Below are 18,502 nucleotides of genomic sequence, written 5' to 3'. Positions count from 1 at the left end.
AAAAGAAGGTGGATGCATTCCATATATTGTATAATAATATAGTAAGGATTTTTTAAATATAGAATGGTACTACCCATTTACACAAAGGAGAGTTAACATATGGCTACTCGTCACATCATTACAATGTTAGAAAAAACATTACAGGTTGAAACAGAAAACACAATTTCTCATTTAACTACATCTTTATCTGATCGTATTCTTTCTCAAAGCTCAGCAATACATGAAAACAATTGTTACCATACAATTGGGGAATGGTACAAAAATCATTTTTTATTCCAACAAGATGATTTCCTTTGGGCTAAATACGCTTTCTATGACGCATATTGTGAAGCTATAAAGGGACAAGGACATCTTACAAAACGCGTCCGTCAAATATTAGAATCATTAGCTCGAATGCATGGAAAACAGTACATTGCGTCTATATTAAATATGCCATTTCCTAACGAACGAGCTAAAGGCACAGCATAATGTAATACTGTTCTGTGTCAGCAAAACATAGATTCATTGTTTTCTAGGAAGATTTACAAATAAAACGTTCATATCACATGAACTGATGAAACCGGTGTCATTATAATGATTGAAAATATAGTAAACAGGAAAACCCCCATTTACTTATCACTCGAATAGAGAAGTAAATGGGGGTATACTTGTTTTTTATTATTTCATCATCTGCTTAATCAATTCACGATTTCTCTTCTTAAATACTTCATTATGCGAAGAAACCATTCCATACTCGCTTGCATCTGGTTGAATAAATTGTTTCGCTTTATTTACAGCATTTCCAGCATCTTGGAACGCTCCCGCAATTAAGTGTAATTTCCCTTCATGCTTTAAAATATCTCCCGCAGCATATAATCCATCTACTGAAGACTCACTATTTGCATTACCTGCAATATAATAATTATCTATAATGGCAACATCTAACTCACTATTTTCTAATAATGTAATGTCACGCTCATATCCATGATTAATAATCACTTCATCAATAGGTAAATGGGCAACTTCACCTGTCTCGTGATTTGTTAATTCTACATATTCAATTGCTTCATGATTATCACCAGCAATTAATTTTGTAATAGAGGTATTAAAGAAACACTCCGCTGAGCTGTTCATAAGTTGCTTCACTTGTGCTTCATGACCAGATAATTCTTCTTTTCTATATGTTAAATAAACTTTTTTCGCAATTGGTTCTAACTCATTTGCCCAATCAATTGCAGAGTTACCTCCGCCTGAAATAATGACCGTTTTATCTTTGAAACGTTTTAACGATTTAACTGTATAATTTAAGTTTGATACTTCAAATCGCTCCGCACCTTCAATTGATAACTTTTGTGGATTCAATATACCGCTTCCAGTTGCAACGATCACTGTTTTTGAAAAGTGTTCTTCTCCATTGCTCGCCTTTAACGTAAAAGTGCCATCTTCGTTACGAATAATCGATTCTATTTTTGTATTTACTACCACTTCAGGCTGAAATGTTAACCCTTGTTGTACAAGTTGCTCAATTAATTTTTCACCAGTAACCGGTAATAATCCGCCAATATCCCAAATCATCTTCTCCGGATAAACATGTATTTTTCCACCTAACTGTGGTTGAAATTCTATTATTTTCGTTTTCATCTCTCTGAGTCCACTATAAAAAGCTGAATAAAGCCCTGCAGGTCCCCCGCCTATCACGGTTACATCAAACAATTCTTCTCTATTCATTCACCTTCACTCCTCAGCTACTAATCATTGATTATCATTCTCAATAAAATATAACCTGTTTCCGCAAAATTTACAATCAAAATTGCTATTGACAATACACCTAGATAAAATTATATTATTTAAAGAATCAATAGTGATAATCATTATCATTTTGTTAATAATTAGCAAATTTGAGATTACATCTTCTTTCACTAATATGGTTAATACTATATTGTAAAATCTCATATTCAAGATTTTTAATAAGCATTTTGCATTACCACTACTCTTTCAAACAGATTGCAGTTAAACAAATTATTGTATACACATATCATCTATGTTAAAGGAGAAAGACGATGAAAAAGTTATTTATTTCACTAACAGTTCTTTTCGTTCTTGTTATGAGCGCTTGTAGCAATGGCTCTACAGACAAAAAGAACGATGCAAAAGGTAGTAAATCAGAAACAATTACATACCAATCTGAAAATGGTAAAGTAGAAGTTCCTGCAAATCCAAAACGCGTTGTTGTTTTATCATCATTCGCTGGTAACGTAATGTCATTAGGAGTAAATCTTGTTGGGGTAGATTCATGGTCTAAACAAAACCCACGTTTTGATAGCAAACTGAAAGATGTTGCTGAAGTATCAGATGAAAACGTTGAAAAAATCGCTGAACTAAATCCAGATTTAATCATTGGTTTATCAAATATTAAAAATGCTGATAAGTTAAAGAAAATCGCTCCTACTGTAACATACACTTACGGAAAAGTTGATTACTTAACACAGCATTTAGAAATCGGTAAGTTATTAAACAAAGAAAAAGAAGCAAAAACTTGGGTTGATGACTTCAAGAAACGTGCACAAGACGCTGGTAAAGAAATTAAAGCAAAAATCGGGGAAGATGCAACAGTTTCTGTTGTAGAAAACTTCAACAAACAGCTTTATGTATACGGCGAAAACTGGGGCCGTGGAACAGAAATTCTGTACCAAGAAATGAAATTAAAAATGCCTGAAAAAGTAAAAGAAAAAGCATTAAAAGAAGGTTACTACGCATTATCTACTGAGGTATTACCTGAGTTTGCTGGTGATTACTTAATCGTAAGTAAAAACAAAGATACTGATAACTCATTCCAAGAGACAGAATCATATAAAAACATCCCAGCAGTAAAAAATAATCGCGTATACGAAGCAAACATGATGGAATTCTATTTCAATGATCCACTTACATTAGACTTCCAACTAGACTTCTTCAAGAAGAGCTTTCTTGGTAAATAATACAAACATGAGGAATTCTTAAATTAAGAATTCCTCTTCCTTTATTCTATGAACAGAAAAGATGTGAAACGAATGACAAAAGATCACGACAATCCACGTTCTATAGCTTTTACATACAAACTCATTTTGAGCATAATTGCATTCTTTCTTATTTTTATGGTGGCAATGGTATTAGGGGCTGCCGATACTTCAATAAAAGATGTATGGTTAGCGCTCACTTCTTCTGCTAAAGGGGACAAAATATCTATTATTCGAGAAATTCGTTTACCACGTGAAGTAGCTGCAATTTTTGTAGGAGCTGGACTTGCTGTTTCTGGAGCAATTATGCAAGGGTTAACACGAAATCCACTTGCAGATCCTGGACTATTAGGATTATCTGGTGGAGCAAATGCTGCACTTGCACTGACACTTGCTTTCAACCCTTCCATCAGCTATCTTTACTTAACATTAGCTTGCTTTGTCGGTGCTGCAATCGGTGCGATTATGGTATTTGGAATTGGTATGGTGAAAAAAGGCGGGCTGTCCCCTCTTCGAATTGTATTAGCCGGTGCTGCCGTTTCAGCATTTCTACTCGCAATTTCAGAAGGAGTCGGCATTTACTTCAAAATTTCACAAGAGGTATCACTTTGGACTGCTGGGGGCGTAATTGGAACAACTTGGGGCCAATTAAAAATTATTATTCCAGTCATTTCAATTAGTATCTTTATCGCTATCTTACTGGCAAAAAAATTGACAGTTCTTAGTTTCAGTGAAGAAGTTGCTATTGGACTAGGTCAAAAAATTATTGTTATTAAAACCATTCTATTTATCATTATTATATTACTTGCTGGTGCGTCTGTAGCGCTTGTCGGAAATATGGCATTTATCGGCTTAATGGTACCTCATATGGTACGTCCAATTGTTGGGCCGGACTACCGTTTTGTTATACCGATGTCAGCAATTGCTGGAGCTTCCTTTATGCTACTTGCAGATACAGTCGGACGTACTATTAACGCTCCGTACGAAACACCAGTTGCCGCTATTGTCGCAATTGTAGGGCTGCCATTCTTCCTATTCGTTGTACGTAGAGGAGGAAAAACATTCTCATGATGCAATCTATTCTAAGAAAACAACGTCTTATTATACTCGCTTTACTTATACTAACCATCACAACCATTGTAGTTGGAATGGGACTCGGTTCCGCATCTTTATCTTATGATCGACTACTCCCAACATTAATGGGACAAGGGACTTTTAAAGAGGAGTTTGTTTTATACTCTTTACGACTACCTAGAATTGTTATTACATTATTAGCTGGTATGGCTCTCGCTTTATCAGGTGCTATCCTACAAGGAATTACCCGAAATGATTTAGCGGAACCTGGTATTCTCGGTATCAACTCTGGAGCCGGTGTTGCTGTTGCTATTTTCTTTTTATACTTTCCAATAGATGTAGGTTCATTTCTTTACTTACTACCAGTCGTTGGGTTTATCGGGGCTTTTCTTACAGCTGTTCTAATCTACGTATTTTCATATAGCAAATCAACTGGACTTCAGCCAATCCGATTAACATTAACTGGTATTGGTTTTTCATTTGCACTATCTGGAATGATGATTGTCCTTATTTCATCCGCTGATCGTATGAAAGTGGACTTTATCGCCAAGTGGATCGCGGGAAACATTTGGGGAGATGACTGGGTCTTCGTTTTCGCAATGCTCCCGTGGTTAATCGTATTAATTCCGTTCGTTTTCTATAAAGCAAATCGATTAAACATTCTAGCATTAAACGAACCAGTCGCAATCGGTGTTGGAATTGAAATTGAAAAAGAACGCAGATACTTATTAGTCGCAGCCGTTGCGCTTGCAGCTGCAGCTGTTTCCGTAACAGGCGGAATTAGCTTTGTCGGACTAATGGCTCCTCATATCGCAAAATCTTTAGTAGGTCCAAGACATCAAATTTTCATGCCTATCGCTCTTTTAATCGGCGGATGGCTATTGCTATTAGCAGACACAATCGGACGTAATATCGTCGATCCTAACGGTATTCCAGCTGGTATTGTCGTTGCTTTAATTGGCGCTCCTTACTTTATGTATTTGTTGCTTAAAAAGGCGTAAGAAACACCCTCAAGATTTTTTCTTGAGGGTGTTTTTATTTCATTCTATTGCTGCCCATACCCTTCAAACTTCTTCGCCAAATTGGCCATCTCATCTTCTGGCAATAACTTCGGTTCTCCAACGCTTTTCGTTTGATAATAAATTTGCGCACAAAACTCAATTTCTTCTGCAACAGTAAACGCCATTTTTATGTTATTTGCACCTGCAATTAAACCATGGTTCTCAAGTAAAACGGCACGACGATTAATCATGCCCTCAAAAGCTGCATCTGCTAATTGCTTCGTACCAAATGTTTCATACGGTGCACAGCGTACATTCGGGCCTGCGAAAGCAATTAAATACGATACTGCAGGAAGTTCCCATCCTAATGATGCAATCGTCTTTGCGTAAGGAGAATGTGTATGCACAAGCGCATTTATATCTTCACGCTTTCTATAATAAATAAGGTGCATATCGAGCTCACTTGATGGTTTTCTCTCTCCCTCTACCACTTCACCATCTAAGTTTAATATAACTACATCCTCAGGTTTTGTTTCATAATACTCTAAGCCACTTGGGCTAATGGCAACAAGACCTTGCTCGCGATTGAAAATACTAATATTGCCGCCTGTCCCCTTTGTTAAACCGCTAGAAATCATTTTCTTTCCATACGCTACAATTTCTTCTCTTTCTTTTTGTAATAACATATACATCCCCCTAAGTATGAAGCTTATGATGACTGCCTTTTTAACTCTAGCTACTTATTGAAATAAACTTTTTAAGTTCTCCGTAAACGGTGCTTTTACAATTCCTTTTTCCGTAATAATCGCTGTTATATTTTCATGTGGCGTGACATCAAATGCCGGATTATATACTTTACTTTCTTTCGGAGCAGAATATTGTCCGAAGCGATTAATCACTTCAGAAGCATCTCTTTCCTCGATCGGAATTTCTTTTCCTGTCGGTGTTTTTAAGTCGATTGTCGGTGTTGGTGCTGCTACATAAAACGGAATGTTGTAGTATTTCGCTAAAATAGATACGCCTAATGTCCCAATTTTATTTGCTACATCACCATTAGCTGCCACACGGTCGCATCCAACAATCACCGCATCAATCTTTCCTTGTGACATGACCATAGCTGCCATATTATCCGTAATAACAGTAACATCAATCCCCGCTCGCTGTAGTTCTAATGCTGTTAACGTTGAACCTTGTAATCTAGGACGTGTTTCATCTGAATAGATTTTCAAGTCCCATCCTTTTTCTTTCGCTAAGTACATTGGAGCTGTCGCAGTACCATACTTAGTCGTCGCTAATGCACCTGCATTACAATGTGTTAATACTCCCATTCCATCATGGAATAATGTTAGTGCATGTTCTCCAATTTGACGGTTAATTTCTTCATCTTCTCTATGAATCTCTTTTGCCTCTTCTAGTAATCTATCTTTCAACTGGGCGATTGATAAGTGTCCGTTCTCTGTCGCGACTGCTTCCATTCTTTCAAGTGCCCAAAATAAATTTACTGCTGTCGGTCTTGATGTTGCTAAGTATGCACATACCTTTTTTACTTCCTCTATCAATTCTTCCACCGTATTTTGAGTAACTTCCTTTGCTCCTAAATACACACCATAAGCTGCTGAAACACCAATCGCTGGCGCCCCTCTTACTTTCATTACTTGAATGGCATCCCACACACTTTCAGCTGTCTTGAAAGATTCATAGACAATCTCATTCGGTAGTAATGTTTGATCCAATAAAACTAAAGCATCATCTTTCCACTGAATTGGTATTAATTGTTCTTCCATCATCTTCTCCCCTTACTTCGCATAGTGCATGGACTGTTCTTTTAACGTTTCTACAAAGCTTGTACCTGTTTTATATTGATTCGCCTGTAAAATAAATTTCTTCGCTACTTGAAGACAAATGCGTTCTGCTCTAGCACGTGCTTCTTCGTTCTCGATACAAGTAATATCCTTTACTTTCGCTAGCCCCACAATACGACGAATTAACTCAAGGCCCGTCACTGCAGCCGTATCCTCTAATACAGATTGTAAATATACTTCGTTAAATCCTTCTTCCTTCGCCATAATCTCGGTCACATGAATATTCCAAGCGTCTAAAAACTTCTTCTTAAATAAATCAATTACCTCTACCATTGTTGATTGTAGCCAATCTATATACGTATCTTTCTCAGCCCCGGGCGGCATGGTTGCATCTGCATTTACCCAAGCAAACATTACATTCGCCATTACATTCCCAACGTCATATCCCATCGGTCCATAAAAAGCAAACTCAGGATCAATAACCTTTGTAGAATCATCTCTTACAAAAACAGAACCAGTATGTAAATCACCGTGAATAAGCGCCTGTGCATTCGTCATAAAAGAAAACTTAAGTTTTGCTACTTCCATACGAAGCTCTTTATCACTATAAATATGCTCTCTAATCCATCCTTCATTTAACGGAAATAACTCGTTACGCTTATTATGATTTTTAAATGGCTCAGCGTAGACGAGGTCTTCTGTAATTTCACATAACTCAGGATTTATATAATTTTTCACAAGTTCCTTCTTCTCTTTATGATTCATTACAACATCTGATGTTAATAGAAGAGTATTTACCATAAAAGTAGTTAAATCATCCGCAAGATTTGGAAACATTTGATGATTTATAAGTGCTGTACGCAATATAGTGTGATCAGATAAATCTTCCATTACGCAACAATTCATCACACTATCAAACAAATACACCTCTGGAACAAGCCCAGGTGCTAACTCTTCCTCTAACTGCAAAACATCTGATTCTATACGAATACGATTCGTCGACAACTTAAACTCATCTGAAATGCGTGCTGTATGCCCAGCTTGCTTTACAATGACAGAAATATTCTTTTGTTCATCCCAAACGCGGAATACATAATTTAAATTACCATCGCCTATTTCTTTACACTGCAACCCCTTTGCATCCTCAAACCTAGATAATTTCTCTTTCACATACACAATCACATCGCTAGCTTCCATTAAAAAATACTTCGTGAACTTAGACATGGTTTCCCCTCCACACTAATTGTAAGCGTTTTCTAAAAGCTATAAAAATAATAGGGTAAAATTTTTTCATCCTATATTATATCTTCTTCTTTTTGAAAGGTATATCTAGGTTTTATTATATCTTGTTAACATCTTGAGTCAATGTTTCTATATCGTTGCAATATGCTTCCTAATTATATATTTGAGATGACATAAATTGTTCAAAAAGATTCTAATTCATTTTATTTTATTTATCACACAATTCTTTGTAAAATAGAAATAAGCAATCCCTTTTCAAATCCACAACTCCTAAGAAATATTCCCTTCCTAACAATTTATACTTACGCCATGTCTCTAACATACGCACTACTCTTTTACATACTCGTTGAAAATCGATTACATGAAAACTACCTTTTCATTCTCTAACAACCTCAATTGAGAATAAATATTAATTAAATTGATATAAAGTTGGTTTATTCTCTTGACAAAATAACCACTTCTATATGATAATTAATATCGAATTAGAATTATTATAGTTAATTAAAAAATATATTTTATGAGCACACTATTTTTTGATGCTCAAAACCAACATTTAGGAGGAATTTTAATATGTTATTAATCGGCACAGAAGTAAAACCGTTTAAAGCTAATGCTTACCATAATGGAGAATTTATCCAAGTTACTGACGAAAGTTTAAAAGGAAAATGGAGTGTAGTTTGTTTCTACCCAGCTGACTTCACATTCGTTTGTCCAACTGAACTTGAAGACTTACAAAACCAATACGCAGCTCTTAAAGACTTAGGCGTTGAAGTATACTCTGTATCTACAGACACTCACTTCACTCACAAAGCATGGCATGATAGCTCAGAAACTATCGGCAAAATCGAATACATTATGATTGGTGACCCAACTCGCACAATCACTACAAACTTCAACGTTTTAATGGAAGAAGAAGGTCTTGCTGCTCGTGGTACATTCATCATCGATCCAGACGGCGTTATCCAATCTATGGAAATCAATGCTGACGGTATCGGCCGTGACGCAAGCATTCTTGTTAACAAAATTAAAGCAGCTCAATACGTACGTAACAACCCAGGTGAAGTTTGCCCAGCTAAATGGCAAGAGGGTTCTGCAACACTTAAACCAAGCCTTGACCTTGTAGGCAAAATCTAAGGAGTTCGATCAAAATGATACTAGATGCAGATATAAAAACACAACTATCCCAATACCTTCAGTTAATGGAGAACGATATTTTACTTAAAGTAAGCGCTGGAGACGACGACGTATCTAAAGATATGTTAGCTCTAGTAGACGAATTAGCTACTATGTCATCTAAGATTACAGTAGAAAAAGTTGAATTAGAGAGAACACCAAGCTTTAGCGTAAATCGCCCTGGTGAAGACACTGGTGTCGTATTCGCTGGTATTCCATTAGGACACGAATTTACTTCATTAGTGTTAGCTTTACTACAAGTAAGTGGACGCGCTCCAAAAGTTGAACAAAAATTAATCGATCAAATTAAAAACATTCAAGGCGAATATCATTTTGAATCTTATATCAGCCTAAGTTGTCATAACTGTCCTGATGTTGTACAAGCTCTTAACGTAATGAGCGTTCTAAACTCTGGTATTACACATACTATGATTGATGGCGCTGCATTCAAAGAGGAAGTAGAAAGCAAAGACATCATGGCAGTACCAACAGTTTTCCTAAACGGCGAATCTTTCGGAAGCGGTCGTATGACTCTTGAAGAAATTTTAGCTAAAATGGGTAACGGTCCAGATGCATCAGAGCTTTCTGATAAAGATCCATACGATGTTCTTGTTGTTGGTGGCGGCCCTGCTGGTGCAAGTGCGGCAATTTATGCAGCACGTAAAGGCATCCGTACTGGTATCGTTGCTGAGCGCTTCGGTGGTCAAGTAATGGATACTATGGGTATTGAGAACTTCATCAGCGTAAAACGCACTGAAGGTCCTAAGCTAGTAGCAAGCCTTGAAGAGCACGTAAAAGAATACAACATCGATGTAATGAATCTACAACGTGCAAAACGTTTAGAGAAAAAAGAACTTATTGAAGTGGAGCTTGAAAACGGCGCTATTCTGAAAAGTAAGAGCGTAATCATTTCAACAGGTGCTCGCTGGCGTAACGTTGGCGTACCGGGTGAAGCTGAGTTCAAAAATAAAGGTGTAGCATACTGCCCACACTGTGACGGTCCATTATTCATTGGAAAAGACGTAGCAGTTATCGGCGGAGGTAACTCTGGTATTGAAGCAGCTATCGACTTAGCAGGTATTGTTAAGCACGTAACTGTTCTTGAATTCATGCCAGAATTAAAAGCTGATGCTGTATTACAAGAGCGTCTTAACAGCTTACCAAACGTAACTGTTCTGAAAAACGTTCAAACGAAAGAAATCACTGGTACTGATAAAGTAAACGGTATTTCTTACATCGATCGTGAAACTGAAGAAGTTCATCACGTTGAATTACAAGGTGTATTCGTACAAATCGGTCTTGTGCCAAACACAGACTGGTTAGGCGAAACAGTTGAACGCGCTCGCGGTGAAATCGTAACAGACAAGCACGGTGCTACAAACGTACCAGGAGTGTTTGCAGCAGGTGACTGTACAAATAATCCGTACAAACAAATCATCATCTCTATGGGCTCAGGTGCAAACGCAGCTTTAGGTGCATTTGATTACTTAATCCGTAACTAATTATATAGACGTGAGTAAAGAAAAGCAGGTGCCTTGGCACCTGCTTTTTTATAATCTTAATGTATAAACTAAAAACCTCTCATTCCCATTCTTCCCATAAGCCCCTGGCAACCTTACTTCCCTCTTCAACTCAAACGCTGTCTGATTCTCCAAGAAGAAAATATAATCTTCAGAAGGATAGTATAAAATAATATCGACTTCTCTCTCCGCCTCTTCTACCGAAAGCAAAATGTTATTTACTACATTCATAAACACTTGTACAGAAAATGGATTAAAGAAATAAAACCGGTTATCACGCGGATCAATTTCATATTCCTGCGCTAAACAACATTCAAAATCAATTTTATCTTTACCTTTTCTTACCTTTCTTGCATAGCGCTCTAGATTATCCATTGCTTCTTTATAAAACTCTTCATTCATTTCAATTCCAACCGCTGAAGCGCCACACTTATGGTGCATGTAAAAGTTTAATCGTCCTTTTCCGCATCCAAAGTCTACAACTCGGTCGCTACTTCTTATTTCATACTGATTTAATAGTTCATCTAATCCGCTATATGGCGTCGGTTCATAACGGTGATAGTGCATAGACTTGTTAAAGCCCTTTTGCTCACCGACAGTTTTTATATGTAAAACTGCATCATAATATTGTTCGTTCATTGATTTTCTCCTATTAAGAAATGGTACTTATTATTATACACCATGTACTGGAGACTCATTTTTCATTGGATTAACTGGTACGTGAAATTATATCGACGATTTTCTGAATATATCTATCATAACTTCAAATATATCAACGATTTTTTCAATATATCGACGTTTCGACAAGGAATATCGACTTAACGACAATTCACGACAAAAAAACAGGAGCTATCTAGCCCCTGTCCTCTAATACTTTCCATACAGTTTGTTTCAATATTTCTACTCCGTCCATAATACAACTATGATCGAACTTCATATACGGATGGTGTAATCCAGGTTGTAGGTTTGCCCCTAGTCCAAGCATGACAGCTTTTAAATGCGGTCTCTTCACTGTGTAGTAATGGAAATCATCGCTCCCTGTCGTATACAGTGGTCCAGTGCATCCCTCTTCCCCGTATACTTCAAGAATTCCTTTTCGCATAAAGCGCTCAGCTTCTTCTGACACTTCAGCTCCTGGTGCGAGATCGATCCACTCATACGATACTTTAGATCCCATTGATTCAGCCGACAGAATTACTCGCTCTATTTTTTGCTTCAATTCATTTAATAATATGTTATTTTCTGCTCGAACATCTAAGCTAAAATGGCCGTTCCCCGGAATAATATTTAAATTATCTCCACCAGCTTGGCACCTCGTCATCTTCACTGAATATGAACTTTGCGGTGGTAGCCATATATTTTTTAAACCGATGTTAATCATAGAAATGACATCAATTGCATTTACCCCTTGATGCGGACGTGCCCCATGTGCATCATCTCCATGAATCGTTCCTTCTAAAAATCCTGCTGCTCCGTGACGAATAGATGGGGCAGCTTGTTTCAAAGGCAGTTCTTCGATCGGTCGCAAATGAACACCGAATAGGAAATCCGCATCATCCACAGCACCCTTCTCTACCATCTTTAAAGAACCATTTCCTTTTTCCTCTGCCGGCTGAAAAATAAATCTAACTGTTCCACTATTCCATCTCATATTTTTCAATTGTAAAATAAGCCCCATCACAATTGTCATATGAGCATCGTGACCACATGAATGATTCGCTTTAAATTCTCCGTCCACTTCTTGCCATAGTGCATCCATATCGGCACGAATCGCAATAACTGGATTCCCGCTTCCGATTTCAGCAATCACGCCTGGGCAATCATCAAATATTTTATATGAAATTCCTTCTTCTTTTAAAAAGTTAGTAATATACGCTGTCGTTTCATACTCTTTCCAACTCACTTCAGGGTTTTCATGTAAATGCTGAAAAATTTCAGTTAAACGCTCTTGTAGTTCTAATGTTTTCAAAGCTACATTCTCCTTCCCAAATTCCAAAACCATTCAGGTTAATTATACTTATGAAAAACAGATGTTTTTATGAACATATTGAATTTTAAGAAAAAAGTCAATTGTTTATTTTTAAATACGATCGACAACTTATTTCCACTCACTTCATAACGATAGAACATTCCTTATTTTCTGTTTTTTATTGACGCTCATATCAGTTTTTAGTTATTATAATTTAATAACGTCTATTTTGCGACAATTCAAAAAATAAAAACATACATAATGAGGAGGCAGTTTATGAAAAAAGAAATACCTTTTGGCGTAGCAATGATCCCTGTTATCGTTACAGTTGCAGTTATGATGGTCACAATTGTTGTATTAAAACAAAGCCCTCACGTCCCACTTATTATCGGTACTACCGTTGCTTCTATCGTAGCTTGGCGTTACGGTTACAAATGGCACGATATTGAAGAAGCAATGTATAAAGGAATTCGCCTCGCATTACCCGCTATCGTTATCATTATTCTAGTAGGTTTAACGATTGGTGCTTGGATTGGCGGCGGAATCGTCGCAACAATGATTTATTACGGTTTAAATCTTTTAACTCCATCGCTATTTTTAGTTTCAATTACAATTATTTGTTCTATTGTTGCATTAGCTATCGGTAGCTCTTGGTCTACAATGGGAACAATTGGTGTTGCAGGAATGGGAATTGGCCTAAGTATGGGAATCCCAGCTCCAATGGTTGCCGGTGCTATCATTTCCGGTTCTTATTTCGGCGATAAAATGTCACCGCTTTCAGACACAACAAACTTAGCTGCAGGATTAACAAATACAGATCTATTCACACATATTCGTCATATGTTATTTACTACAATTCCAGGTTTACTTATTACTCTTATCGTTTATGCGTTCTTAGGAAGAAGCTTCGGCGATAACAATATTGATGCAAAAGGTATCGATCAAACGTTACAAGTATTGCAACAAAACTTTGTTATCTCACCTTTCCTATTAATTATACCTGTAGTCGTTATGGTATTGGTCGCTAAAAAGGTTCCTGCGATCCCAGCTATTCTCGTAGGTATTATTTTAGGATTCTTATCACAAGTCTTTATTCAAGGCGGTTCTGTCTCCGCATCTGTCGGTGCACTCCAAAATGGATTTGTCATAGACACTGGCAACAAGCTAGTAGACGAACTCTTTAACCGCGGTGGCTTAGATTCGATGATGAATACAGTTTCTATGACAATTGTCGCTATGACTTTCGGAGGGGTACTAGAACATACTGGCATTCTTCGCTCAATTGTAAATCAAATTTTAAAATTAGCGACATCAGCAAAAGGACTTATCGCTTCTACTATCGCATCTTGCTTTGCAACCAACCTTACTTGCTCTGAACAATATATTTCGATTGTTGTTCCTTCAAGAATGTACGCAAATGCATACACAGAAAAAGGACTACATTCTAAAAATTTATCCAGAGCATTAGAAGATGGCGGAACATTAACTTCTGTCTTCGTACCATGGAATACATGTGGTGTATTTATACTCGCAACACTTGGAGTTGGCGCATTCGAATATGCTCCTTATGCTATATTGAATTTCATCGTACCTATTATTTCAATCCTTTACGGCATAACTGGTCTCACAATTACGAAACTATCAGACATTGAAAAAGCAGAACTACTAAAAAAACAACAAGCTCAATTAGAAGCTTAAAGATAACGGTAAATTCAGTTCATATATTGCGCGAGGGCGCCCTTGTTGATAGGGCATTTCCTCGCCGCAAATATGAGCATACCCATAATCAACTAGTTTCTTTAATAACCTTTCTGTTGATCGGCGAGTCACTTGTAAGTATTCAGAAAGATCTGCTGCTGTAAACTTCAATGACGGATGTGATTGACTAAATTGAATAATTTTTGATAAGTTTGCTGGACTAAGTTTCGTTTCCTTCGCTATTTTCATGAGTTCCGGGTTTTCATTCTTCAAACTTTGTACTCTCTGTTCTTTCGGGAACGGGCCAAATAGTTCTTTATCACTTGTTAGTATATAAAAGCAGTGGTCTATTGGATTATTCTTCGCGAAACTTTGAGCGATTTTAGCATTTTGCTCCGCTTCTTTCACAGTTTTCCCGTAACCAAATCCAATAGCTATCGTTCCCTCTATACTCGCAAATAAAGTATTTATCATATTTGTTTTTATAATCGATTCAATATCACCACGCGTCGTATACAAAATGAACGTCATTTCATCAACTTTTTTAAATGAACCATGTAGTGCTTTTGAAATGGCATCTAATTGCTCAAGCAAACCTTCTCGTAATTCTAAAGAAGAAATCATACAAGCACCGACAGTAGCTGAATGGCTTTTTACTAACTCAGCTTTTATTTTTGCATCTTTTAACCCATGTATAATAGATTGCTTCGGATCTATCATACGCTCTGAAGGAATACCTACTTTTTGAAGTTCATCATAGACAGCGTGAATACTAGTTAAAGCTAAATGAACTTCTCCTGATTGATATTTAGCTATATGAAAATCCGTAACTCTATTTATTTCATTTTTACTCCACAGCATATTTTCATAATCAAACACTTGTGGACTTTCTTTTATACCGATATCATGGAACACATTTGTAATGAATGAGCGATCTACTAAATCAATTGAAATTTTATGTGGTTGAATTCCTTGGTGATACATGACAGAAAGAATGGAAGATACGACAGTTGTCTCGTCTTGCTGTAAATACGTACTTGGAATTCGTAATTGTTCTCTTATTTCTTTTGCCATATAATAAGGTAAAGCACCTGAGAAAAAGATGAAGTCACAAGGCTTTAAGCGCTTCAATAATTCAGAAGATTCTGCTGGATGAAGGTAAATATATGGATCAATCTCTATTTCTTCTAGTTTATGAGCAATAGGTAAAAGTGTCTCCATAAACTCTTTTGAACCGACGACTGCAATTTTTATCATCATTTCTCTAACTCCTTATCATTAATTAACGACTATTTAACGTCAACTATATCAAATGTACAAAACTATTGTAAACAGGAAGGGGTCTCTACCTAATGAAAATTACAGCTATTCATCTTTATGCAATTCGTTTACCGCTTCGCAATCCGTTTGTTATTAGTTATGGTTCTTATTCTGATATGCCTTCTATTATCGTCAAAATGGAAACAGATGAAGGGATTATCGGTTACGGTGAAGGTGTTGCTGATGATCACGTTACAGGCGAATCATGGGAAAGTACTTTCCATACCTTAAAACATACACTTGCTCCTGCGCTCATCGGGCAAAATCCAATGAATATTGAGAAAATACACGATATGATGGACAATACAATTTACGGTGTGCCTACTGCGAAGGCCGCGATTGATATTGCTTGTTTTGATATAATGGGCAAAAAACTAAATCAACCTGTATATCAATTAATTGGCGGTCGCTACCATGAAGACTTCCCTGTCACTCACGTCTTAAGTATCGCCGAACCTGAAGACATGGCTGAAGAAGCGGCTTCCATGATTCAAAAAGGTTACCAATCTTTCAAAATGAAAGTCGGTACGAATGTAAAAGAAGATGTAAAAAGAATTGAAGCGGTACGTGAACGTGTAGGCAATGATATTGCGATTCGTGTTGATGTAAACCAAGGGTGGAAAAATAGCGCCAACACATTAACGGCACTTCGTTCATTAGGTCATGTAAACATCGATTGGATTGAACAGCCTGTTGCCGCAGACGATATTGACGCAATGGCTCACATTCGTTCGAAAACAGACCTTCCGCTTATGATTGATGAAGGATTAAAAGGTTCTCGTGAAATGCGCCAAATCATTAAATTAGACGCGGCTGATAAAGTAAATATCAAACTAATGAAGTGCGGTGGCATATATCCCGCTGTAAAACTCGCTCACCAAGCAGAAATGGCCGGCATTGAATGCCAAGTTGGATCCATGGTCGAATCATCCGTTGCCTCTTCCGCAGGATTCCATGTCGCTTTCTCGAAAAAAATCATTACGAGCGTTGAACTTACAGGTCCATTAAAGTTCACGAAAGACATCGGAAACTTGCATTACGACGTACCATTTATTCGCTTAAACGAAAAGCCAGGACTGGGCATTGAAATAAATGAAGATACATTACAAGAACTAACCGTCTTTCAAGACGTTGTACGCTAAAGGAGGACTAACACATGACAGTTCTATACAAAGGATCATTAAAACAAAATAACGAGCCATTTCACGTTACATTACTATCACTAGAGCACATCGATCAAATCTTATCACTACAAAACGTTGTAGTTGCAGCGCTAGAGGATAAAAGTCGCCTACAACCACTCTCGTTAGAAGAATTTCAATACATTCTAGAAGGAAATGGCATGATGATCGGTGCTTTTATCGAAAACGAACTCATCGCATTTCGTGCCCTACTCGTCCCTCCTATTGACGATGAACATTTAGGACTTGATATTGGTATAGCAGAAAGCGAACTACACCGCGTCATCTATCAAGAAATCTCAAATGTTCATCCCAACAGCCGAGGAAATGGGATGCAAAAAATATTAGCTACAGTTATTATGGACGAATTACAAAAAGAAGATAGCAAATACGACTATGTTTGTTGCACTGTTGCCCCTTTTAACATTCCGAGTTTGAAGGATAAGTTCGCGCAAGGGATGAAAGTTGCTGCACTGAAGAAGAAATATGGCGGGAGTATGCGATATGTGTTTGTGAAGGAATTACGTGGGGACAAGGAGAGAGATTGGACGGAGATTGAGAACGTTCTGATGAGCGATGCTGATGGACAACAGGCGTTGCTTTCAGAGGGGTATCGTGGGTATGAAATGGAGAAAATAGACGAAGATTTTGTTGTGAAATTTGGACGATAATTGCTAAGTAAGAAAAAGGAGATGTCTGCTGTGACATCTCCTTTTTCTTACTTGAATATATCAGCGATTTTTGAAATATATCGACTTACCGACACACATTGCCAATAATCGCAACCTATATAAAGCGCATTACTAAACCGTCATCTTCCAACTAGATAATGCTAACCAATTCTCCATTTCCTTATAATCAGGCATTATTTTCCCGACAAGACGCCAAAAAGATCGATCATGATTTAAATGAACCATATGGCACATTTCATGAACAACTACGTAATCAATTACTCGCTGTGGTGCCATCGCTAGTTTCCAATTGAATGTTAATTGTAGATTTGAATCACAAGTTCCCCACGTACGACTACTATCTGTAATACGAATAGAACGCGGTTTTGTTTTGAAGTTACTTTGATGCACTTTAATACTCTTCTCTACTAATGACTTACACTGCTTATAGTAAAATCGTTTTAAAGCCTGCTGGATTTTCTCATCCTTAAGCTCTTTCACATAAATGTGTAGCTTATCTCCTTCAAGTACTGCACTGTCTTGCGTAATATTTGCATCTTGAGAAATCTGTATCGGATACGTATTGCCTAAATATAGAAAGCCCTCTCCTTGATCGTACTCCTTTTCCTGCGGTCCAAGCGCTCGCTCTTGCATTTCCTTACGTGTTTTCTGAATCCAATCCCATTTCTCCTCTAGCAACTGGACTAAGTATTCAACAGGTGTTCCCTTTGGAGCCTGCACTTCCACATTTCCGTACGAATCTACAAAAAGACGCACCGACTTTTTTTTCTTATAAGTTATATGAAAATTAATCGTCTCACTTAAATATGTATGTACCATTTCATCACCTAACGTATTATTTTACAAATAAAAAAG

The 18,502-nt window shown here is 37.2% G+C and carries 17 protein-coding genes; 9 read left to right on the top strand and 8 right to left on the bottom strand.

Features of this window, described 5'->3' with window-relative positions; genetic code table 11:
* Positions 1–99: 99 nt before the first annotated feature.
* The gene (locus MR115_RS25025; RefSeq protein ID WP_097819450.1) at positions 100–468 is read left to right on the top strand and encodes a hypothetical protein; all 369 of its coding nucleotides are present in this window, start codon (positions 100–102) and stop codon (positions 466–468) included.
* Positions 469–657: 189 nt separating this feature from the next.
* Here MR115_RS25025 and MR115_RS25020 read toward each other — a convergent pair whose 3' ends face one another.
* Positions 658–1,707, bottom strand: coding sequence for an NAD(P)/FAD-dependent oxidoreductase (locus MR115_RS25020; RefSeq protein ID WP_061678060.1), 1,050 nt, complete (start codon positions 1,705–1,707; stop codon positions 658–660).
* Positions 1,708–2,039: 332 nt separating this feature from the next.
* Between MR115_RS25020 and MR115_RS25015 the strand changes: the two genes are divergently transcribed.
* From MR115_RS25015 to MR115_RS25005, 3 genes are read left to right on the top strand one after another with little or no spacing between them, the layout of a single operon-like run.
* Positions 2,040–2,957, top strand: a complete 918-nt coding sequence (locus tag MR115_RS25015; protein ID WP_097819448.1) for an iron-hydroxamate ABC transporter substrate-binding protein — start codon at positions 2,040–2,042, stop codon at positions 2,955–2,957.
* 48 nt (positions 2,958–3,005) lie between these two features.
* Positions 3,006–4,046, top strand: coding sequence for a FecCD family ABC transporter permease (locus MR115_RS25010; protein WP_242243116.1), 1,041 nt, complete (start codon positions 3,006–3,008; stop codon positions 4,044–4,046).
* The gene (locus tag MR115_RS25005; protein ID WP_242243115.1) at positions 4,043–5,050 is read left to right on the top strand and encodes a FecCD family ABC transporter permease; all 1,008 of its coding nucleotides are present in this window, start codon (positions 4,043–4,045) and stop codon (positions 5,048–5,050) included. The genes MR115_RS25010 and MR115_RS25005 overlap by 4 nt, the downstream gene beginning before the upstream one ends.
* A gap of 44 nt (positions 5,051–5,094) precedes the next feature.
* On the opposite strand, the gene MR115_RS25000 is transcribed toward MR115_RS25005, so the two are convergent.
* Genes MR115_RS25000 through mtnK form a run of 3 tightly spaced genes read right to left on the bottom strand, consistent with a single transcriptional unit; the run spans position 5,095 to position 8,076 of the window.
* Positions 5,095–5,736, bottom strand: coding sequence for an L-fuculose-phosphate aldolase (locus MR115_RS25000; RefSeq protein ID WP_242243114.1), 642 nt, complete (start codon positions 5,734–5,736; stop codon positions 5,095–5,097).
* 54 nt (positions 5,737–5,790) lie between these two features.
* Positions 5,791–6,834, bottom strand: a complete 1,044-nt coding sequence (gene mtnA / locus MR115_RS24995) for an S-methyl-5-thioribose-1-phosphate isomerase (RefSeq protein WP_242243113.1) — start codon at positions 6,832–6,834, stop codon at positions 5,791–5,793.
* 12 nt (positions 6,835–6,846) lie between these two features.
* Positions 6,847–8,076, bottom strand: a complete 1,230-nt coding sequence (mtnK, locus tag MR115_RS24990; RefSeq protein WP_242243112.1) for an S-methyl-5-thioribose kinase — start codon at positions 8,074–8,076, stop codon at positions 6,847–6,849.
* 588 nt (positions 8,077–8,664) lie between these two features.
* Here mtnK and ahpC point away from each other — a divergent pair.
* Together ahpC and ahpF are read left to right on the top strand one after the other, a co-directional pair.
* A complete protein-coding gene (gene ahpC / locus MR115_RS24985) occupies positions 8,665–9,228 on the top strand; it encodes an alkyl hydroperoxide reductase subunit C (RefSeq protein ID WP_000924417.1) in 564 nt (187 codons plus the stop codon).
* Positions 9,229–9,242: 14 nt separating this feature from the next.
* Entirely contained in the window at positions 9,243–10,769 is a 1,527-nt protein-coding gene (gene ahpF / locus MR115_RS24980; RefSeq protein ID WP_242243111.1) for an alkyl hydroperoxide reductase subunit F, read from the top strand.
* A gap of 48 nt (positions 10,770–10,817) precedes the next feature.
* On the opposite strand, the gene MR115_RS24975 is transcribed toward ahpF, so the two are convergent.
* The gene (locus MR115_RS24975) at positions 10,818–11,426 is read right to left on the bottom strand and encodes an SAM-dependent methyltransferase (RefSeq protein WP_242243110.1); all 609 of its coding nucleotides are present in this window, start codon (positions 11,424–11,426) and stop codon (positions 10,818–10,820) included.
* A gap of 214 nt (positions 11,427–11,640) precedes the next feature.
* The gene (locus tag MR115_RS24970; protein ID WP_242243109.1) at positions 11,641–12,756 is read right to left on the bottom strand and encodes a M20 peptidase aminoacylase family protein; all 1,116 of its coding nucleotides are present in this window, start codon (positions 12,754–12,756) and stop codon (positions 11,641–11,643) included.
* 276 nt (positions 12,757–13,032) lie between these two features.
* Here MR115_RS24970 and nhaC point away from each other — a divergent pair, with 276 nt between their 5' ends.
* The gene (nhaC, locus tag MR115_RS24965) at positions 13,033–14,454 is read left to right on the top strand and encodes a Na+/H+ antiporter NhaC (RefSeq protein WP_242243108.1); all 1,422 of its coding nucleotides are present in this window, start codon (positions 13,033–13,035) and stop codon (positions 14,452–14,454) included.
* Here the strand turns inward: nhaC and MR115_RS24960 are convergent.
* Positions 14,443–15,714: a transcriptional regulator gene (locus MR115_RS24960; RefSeq protein ID WP_242243107.1), complete on the bottom strand. Its 1,272-nt coding sequence runs from the start codon at positions 15,712–15,714 to the stop codon at positions 14,443–14,445. The two genes, nhaC and MR115_RS24960, sit on opposite strands and share 12 nt — an antisense overlap.
* Before the next feature lie 92 nt (positions 15,715–15,806).
* Here MR115_RS24960 and MR115_RS24955 point away from each other — a divergent pair, with 92 nt between their 5' ends.
* On the top strand, positions 15,807–16,916 hold the full coding sequence (locus MR115_RS24955; RefSeq protein ID WP_242243106.1) for a mandelate racemase/muconate lactonizing enzyme family protein: 1,110 nt from the start codon (positions 15,807–15,809) through the stop codon (positions 16,914–16,916).
* Between the two features lie 14 nt (positions 16,917–16,930).
* Positions 16,931–17,626 (top strand): GNAT family N-acetyltransferase, encoded by a 696-nt coding sequence (locus MR115_RS24950; protein WP_242243105.1) that lies wholly within the window; start codon positions 16,931–16,933, stop codon positions 17,624–17,626.
* A 132-nt stretch (positions 17,627–17,758) separates the two neighbouring features.
* Here the strand turns inward: MR115_RS24950 and MR115_RS24945 are convergent, their stop codons facing one another.
* Positions 17,759–18,466 (bottom strand): M48 family metallopeptidase, encoded by a 708-nt coding sequence (locus tag MR115_RS24945; protein ID WP_242243104.1) that lies wholly within the window; start codon positions 18,464–18,466, stop codon positions 17,759–17,761.
* Between the last annotated feature and the right edge of the window lie 36 nt (positions 18,467–18,502).

Source organism: Bacillus cereus group sp. BfR-BA-01309 (genome assembly GCF_022664315.1).
Lineage (GTDB): Bacteria > Bacillota > Bacilli > Bacillales > Bacillaceae_G > Bacillus_A > Bacillus_A mobilis.
Note: the sequence above shows the minus strand (reverse complement) of the source record. Positions and strands in the feature narration are given on the sequence as shown.

Excerpts from the sequence above, each read along its gene's own strand:
- MR115_RS25020 (WP_061678060.1), bottom strand. The coding sequence starts at position 1,707 with ATGAATAGAGAAGAATTGTTTGATGTAACCGTGATAGGCGGGGGACCT.
- MR115_RS24975 (WP_242243110.1), bottom strand. The coding sequence starts at position 11,426 with ATGAACGAACAATATTATGATGCAGTTTTACATATAAAAACTGTCGGT.
- MR115_RS24960 (WP_242243107.1), bottom strand. The coding sequence starts at position 15,714 with ATGATGATAAAAATTGCAGTCGTCGGTTCAAAAGAGTTTATGGAGACA.
- MR115_RS24945 (WP_242243104.1), bottom strand. The coding sequence starts at position 18,466 with ATGGTACATACATATTTAAGTGAGACGATTAATTTTCATATAACTTAT.
- MR115_RS25005 (WP_242243115.1), top strand. The coding sequence starts at position 4,043 with ATGATGCAATCTATTCTAAGAAAACAACGTCTTATTATACTCGCTTTA.
- mtnA (WP_242243113.1), bottom strand. The coding sequence starts at position 6,834 with ATGGAAGAACAATTAATACCAATTCAGTGGAAAGATGATGCTTTAGTT.
- MR115_RS24950 (WP_242243105.1), top strand. The coding sequence starts at position 16,931 with ATGACAGTTCTATACAAAGGATCATTAAAACAAAATAACGAGCCATTT.
- MR115_RS25000 (WP_242243114.1), bottom strand. The coding sequence starts at position 5,736 with ATGTTATTACAAAAAGAAAGAGAAGAAATTGTAGCGTATGGAAAGAAA.
- ahpC (WP_000924417.1), top strand. The coding sequence starts at position 8,665 with ATGTTATTAATCGGCACAGAAGTAAAACCGTTTAAAGCTAATGCTTAC.
- ahpF (WP_242243111.1), top strand. The coding sequence starts at position 9,243 with ATGATACTAGATGCAGATATAAAAACACAACTATCCCAATACCTTCAG.
- MR115_RS25010 (WP_242243116.1), top strand. The coding sequence starts at position 3,006 with ATGAACAGAAAAGATGTGAAACGAATGACAAAAGATCACGACAATCCA.
- MR115_RS24955 (WP_242243106.1), top strand. The coding sequence starts at position 15,807 with ATGAAAATTACAGCTATTCATCTTTATGCAATTCGTTTACCGCTTCGC.
- MR115_RS25025 (WP_097819450.1), top strand. The coding sequence starts at position 100 with ATGGCTACTCGTCACATCATTACAATGTTAGAAAAAACATTACAGGTT.
- nhaC (WP_242243108.1), top strand. The coding sequence starts at position 13,033 with ATGAAAAAAGAAATACCTTTTGGCGTAGCAATGATCCCTGTTATCGTT.
- MR115_RS25015 (WP_097819448.1), top strand. The coding sequence starts at position 2,040 with ATGAAAAAGTTATTTATTTCACTAACAGTTCTTTTCGTTCTTGTTATG.
- mtnK (WP_242243112.1), bottom strand. The coding sequence starts at position 8,076 with ATGTCTAAGTTCACGAAGTATTTTTTAATGGAAGCTAGCGATGTGATT.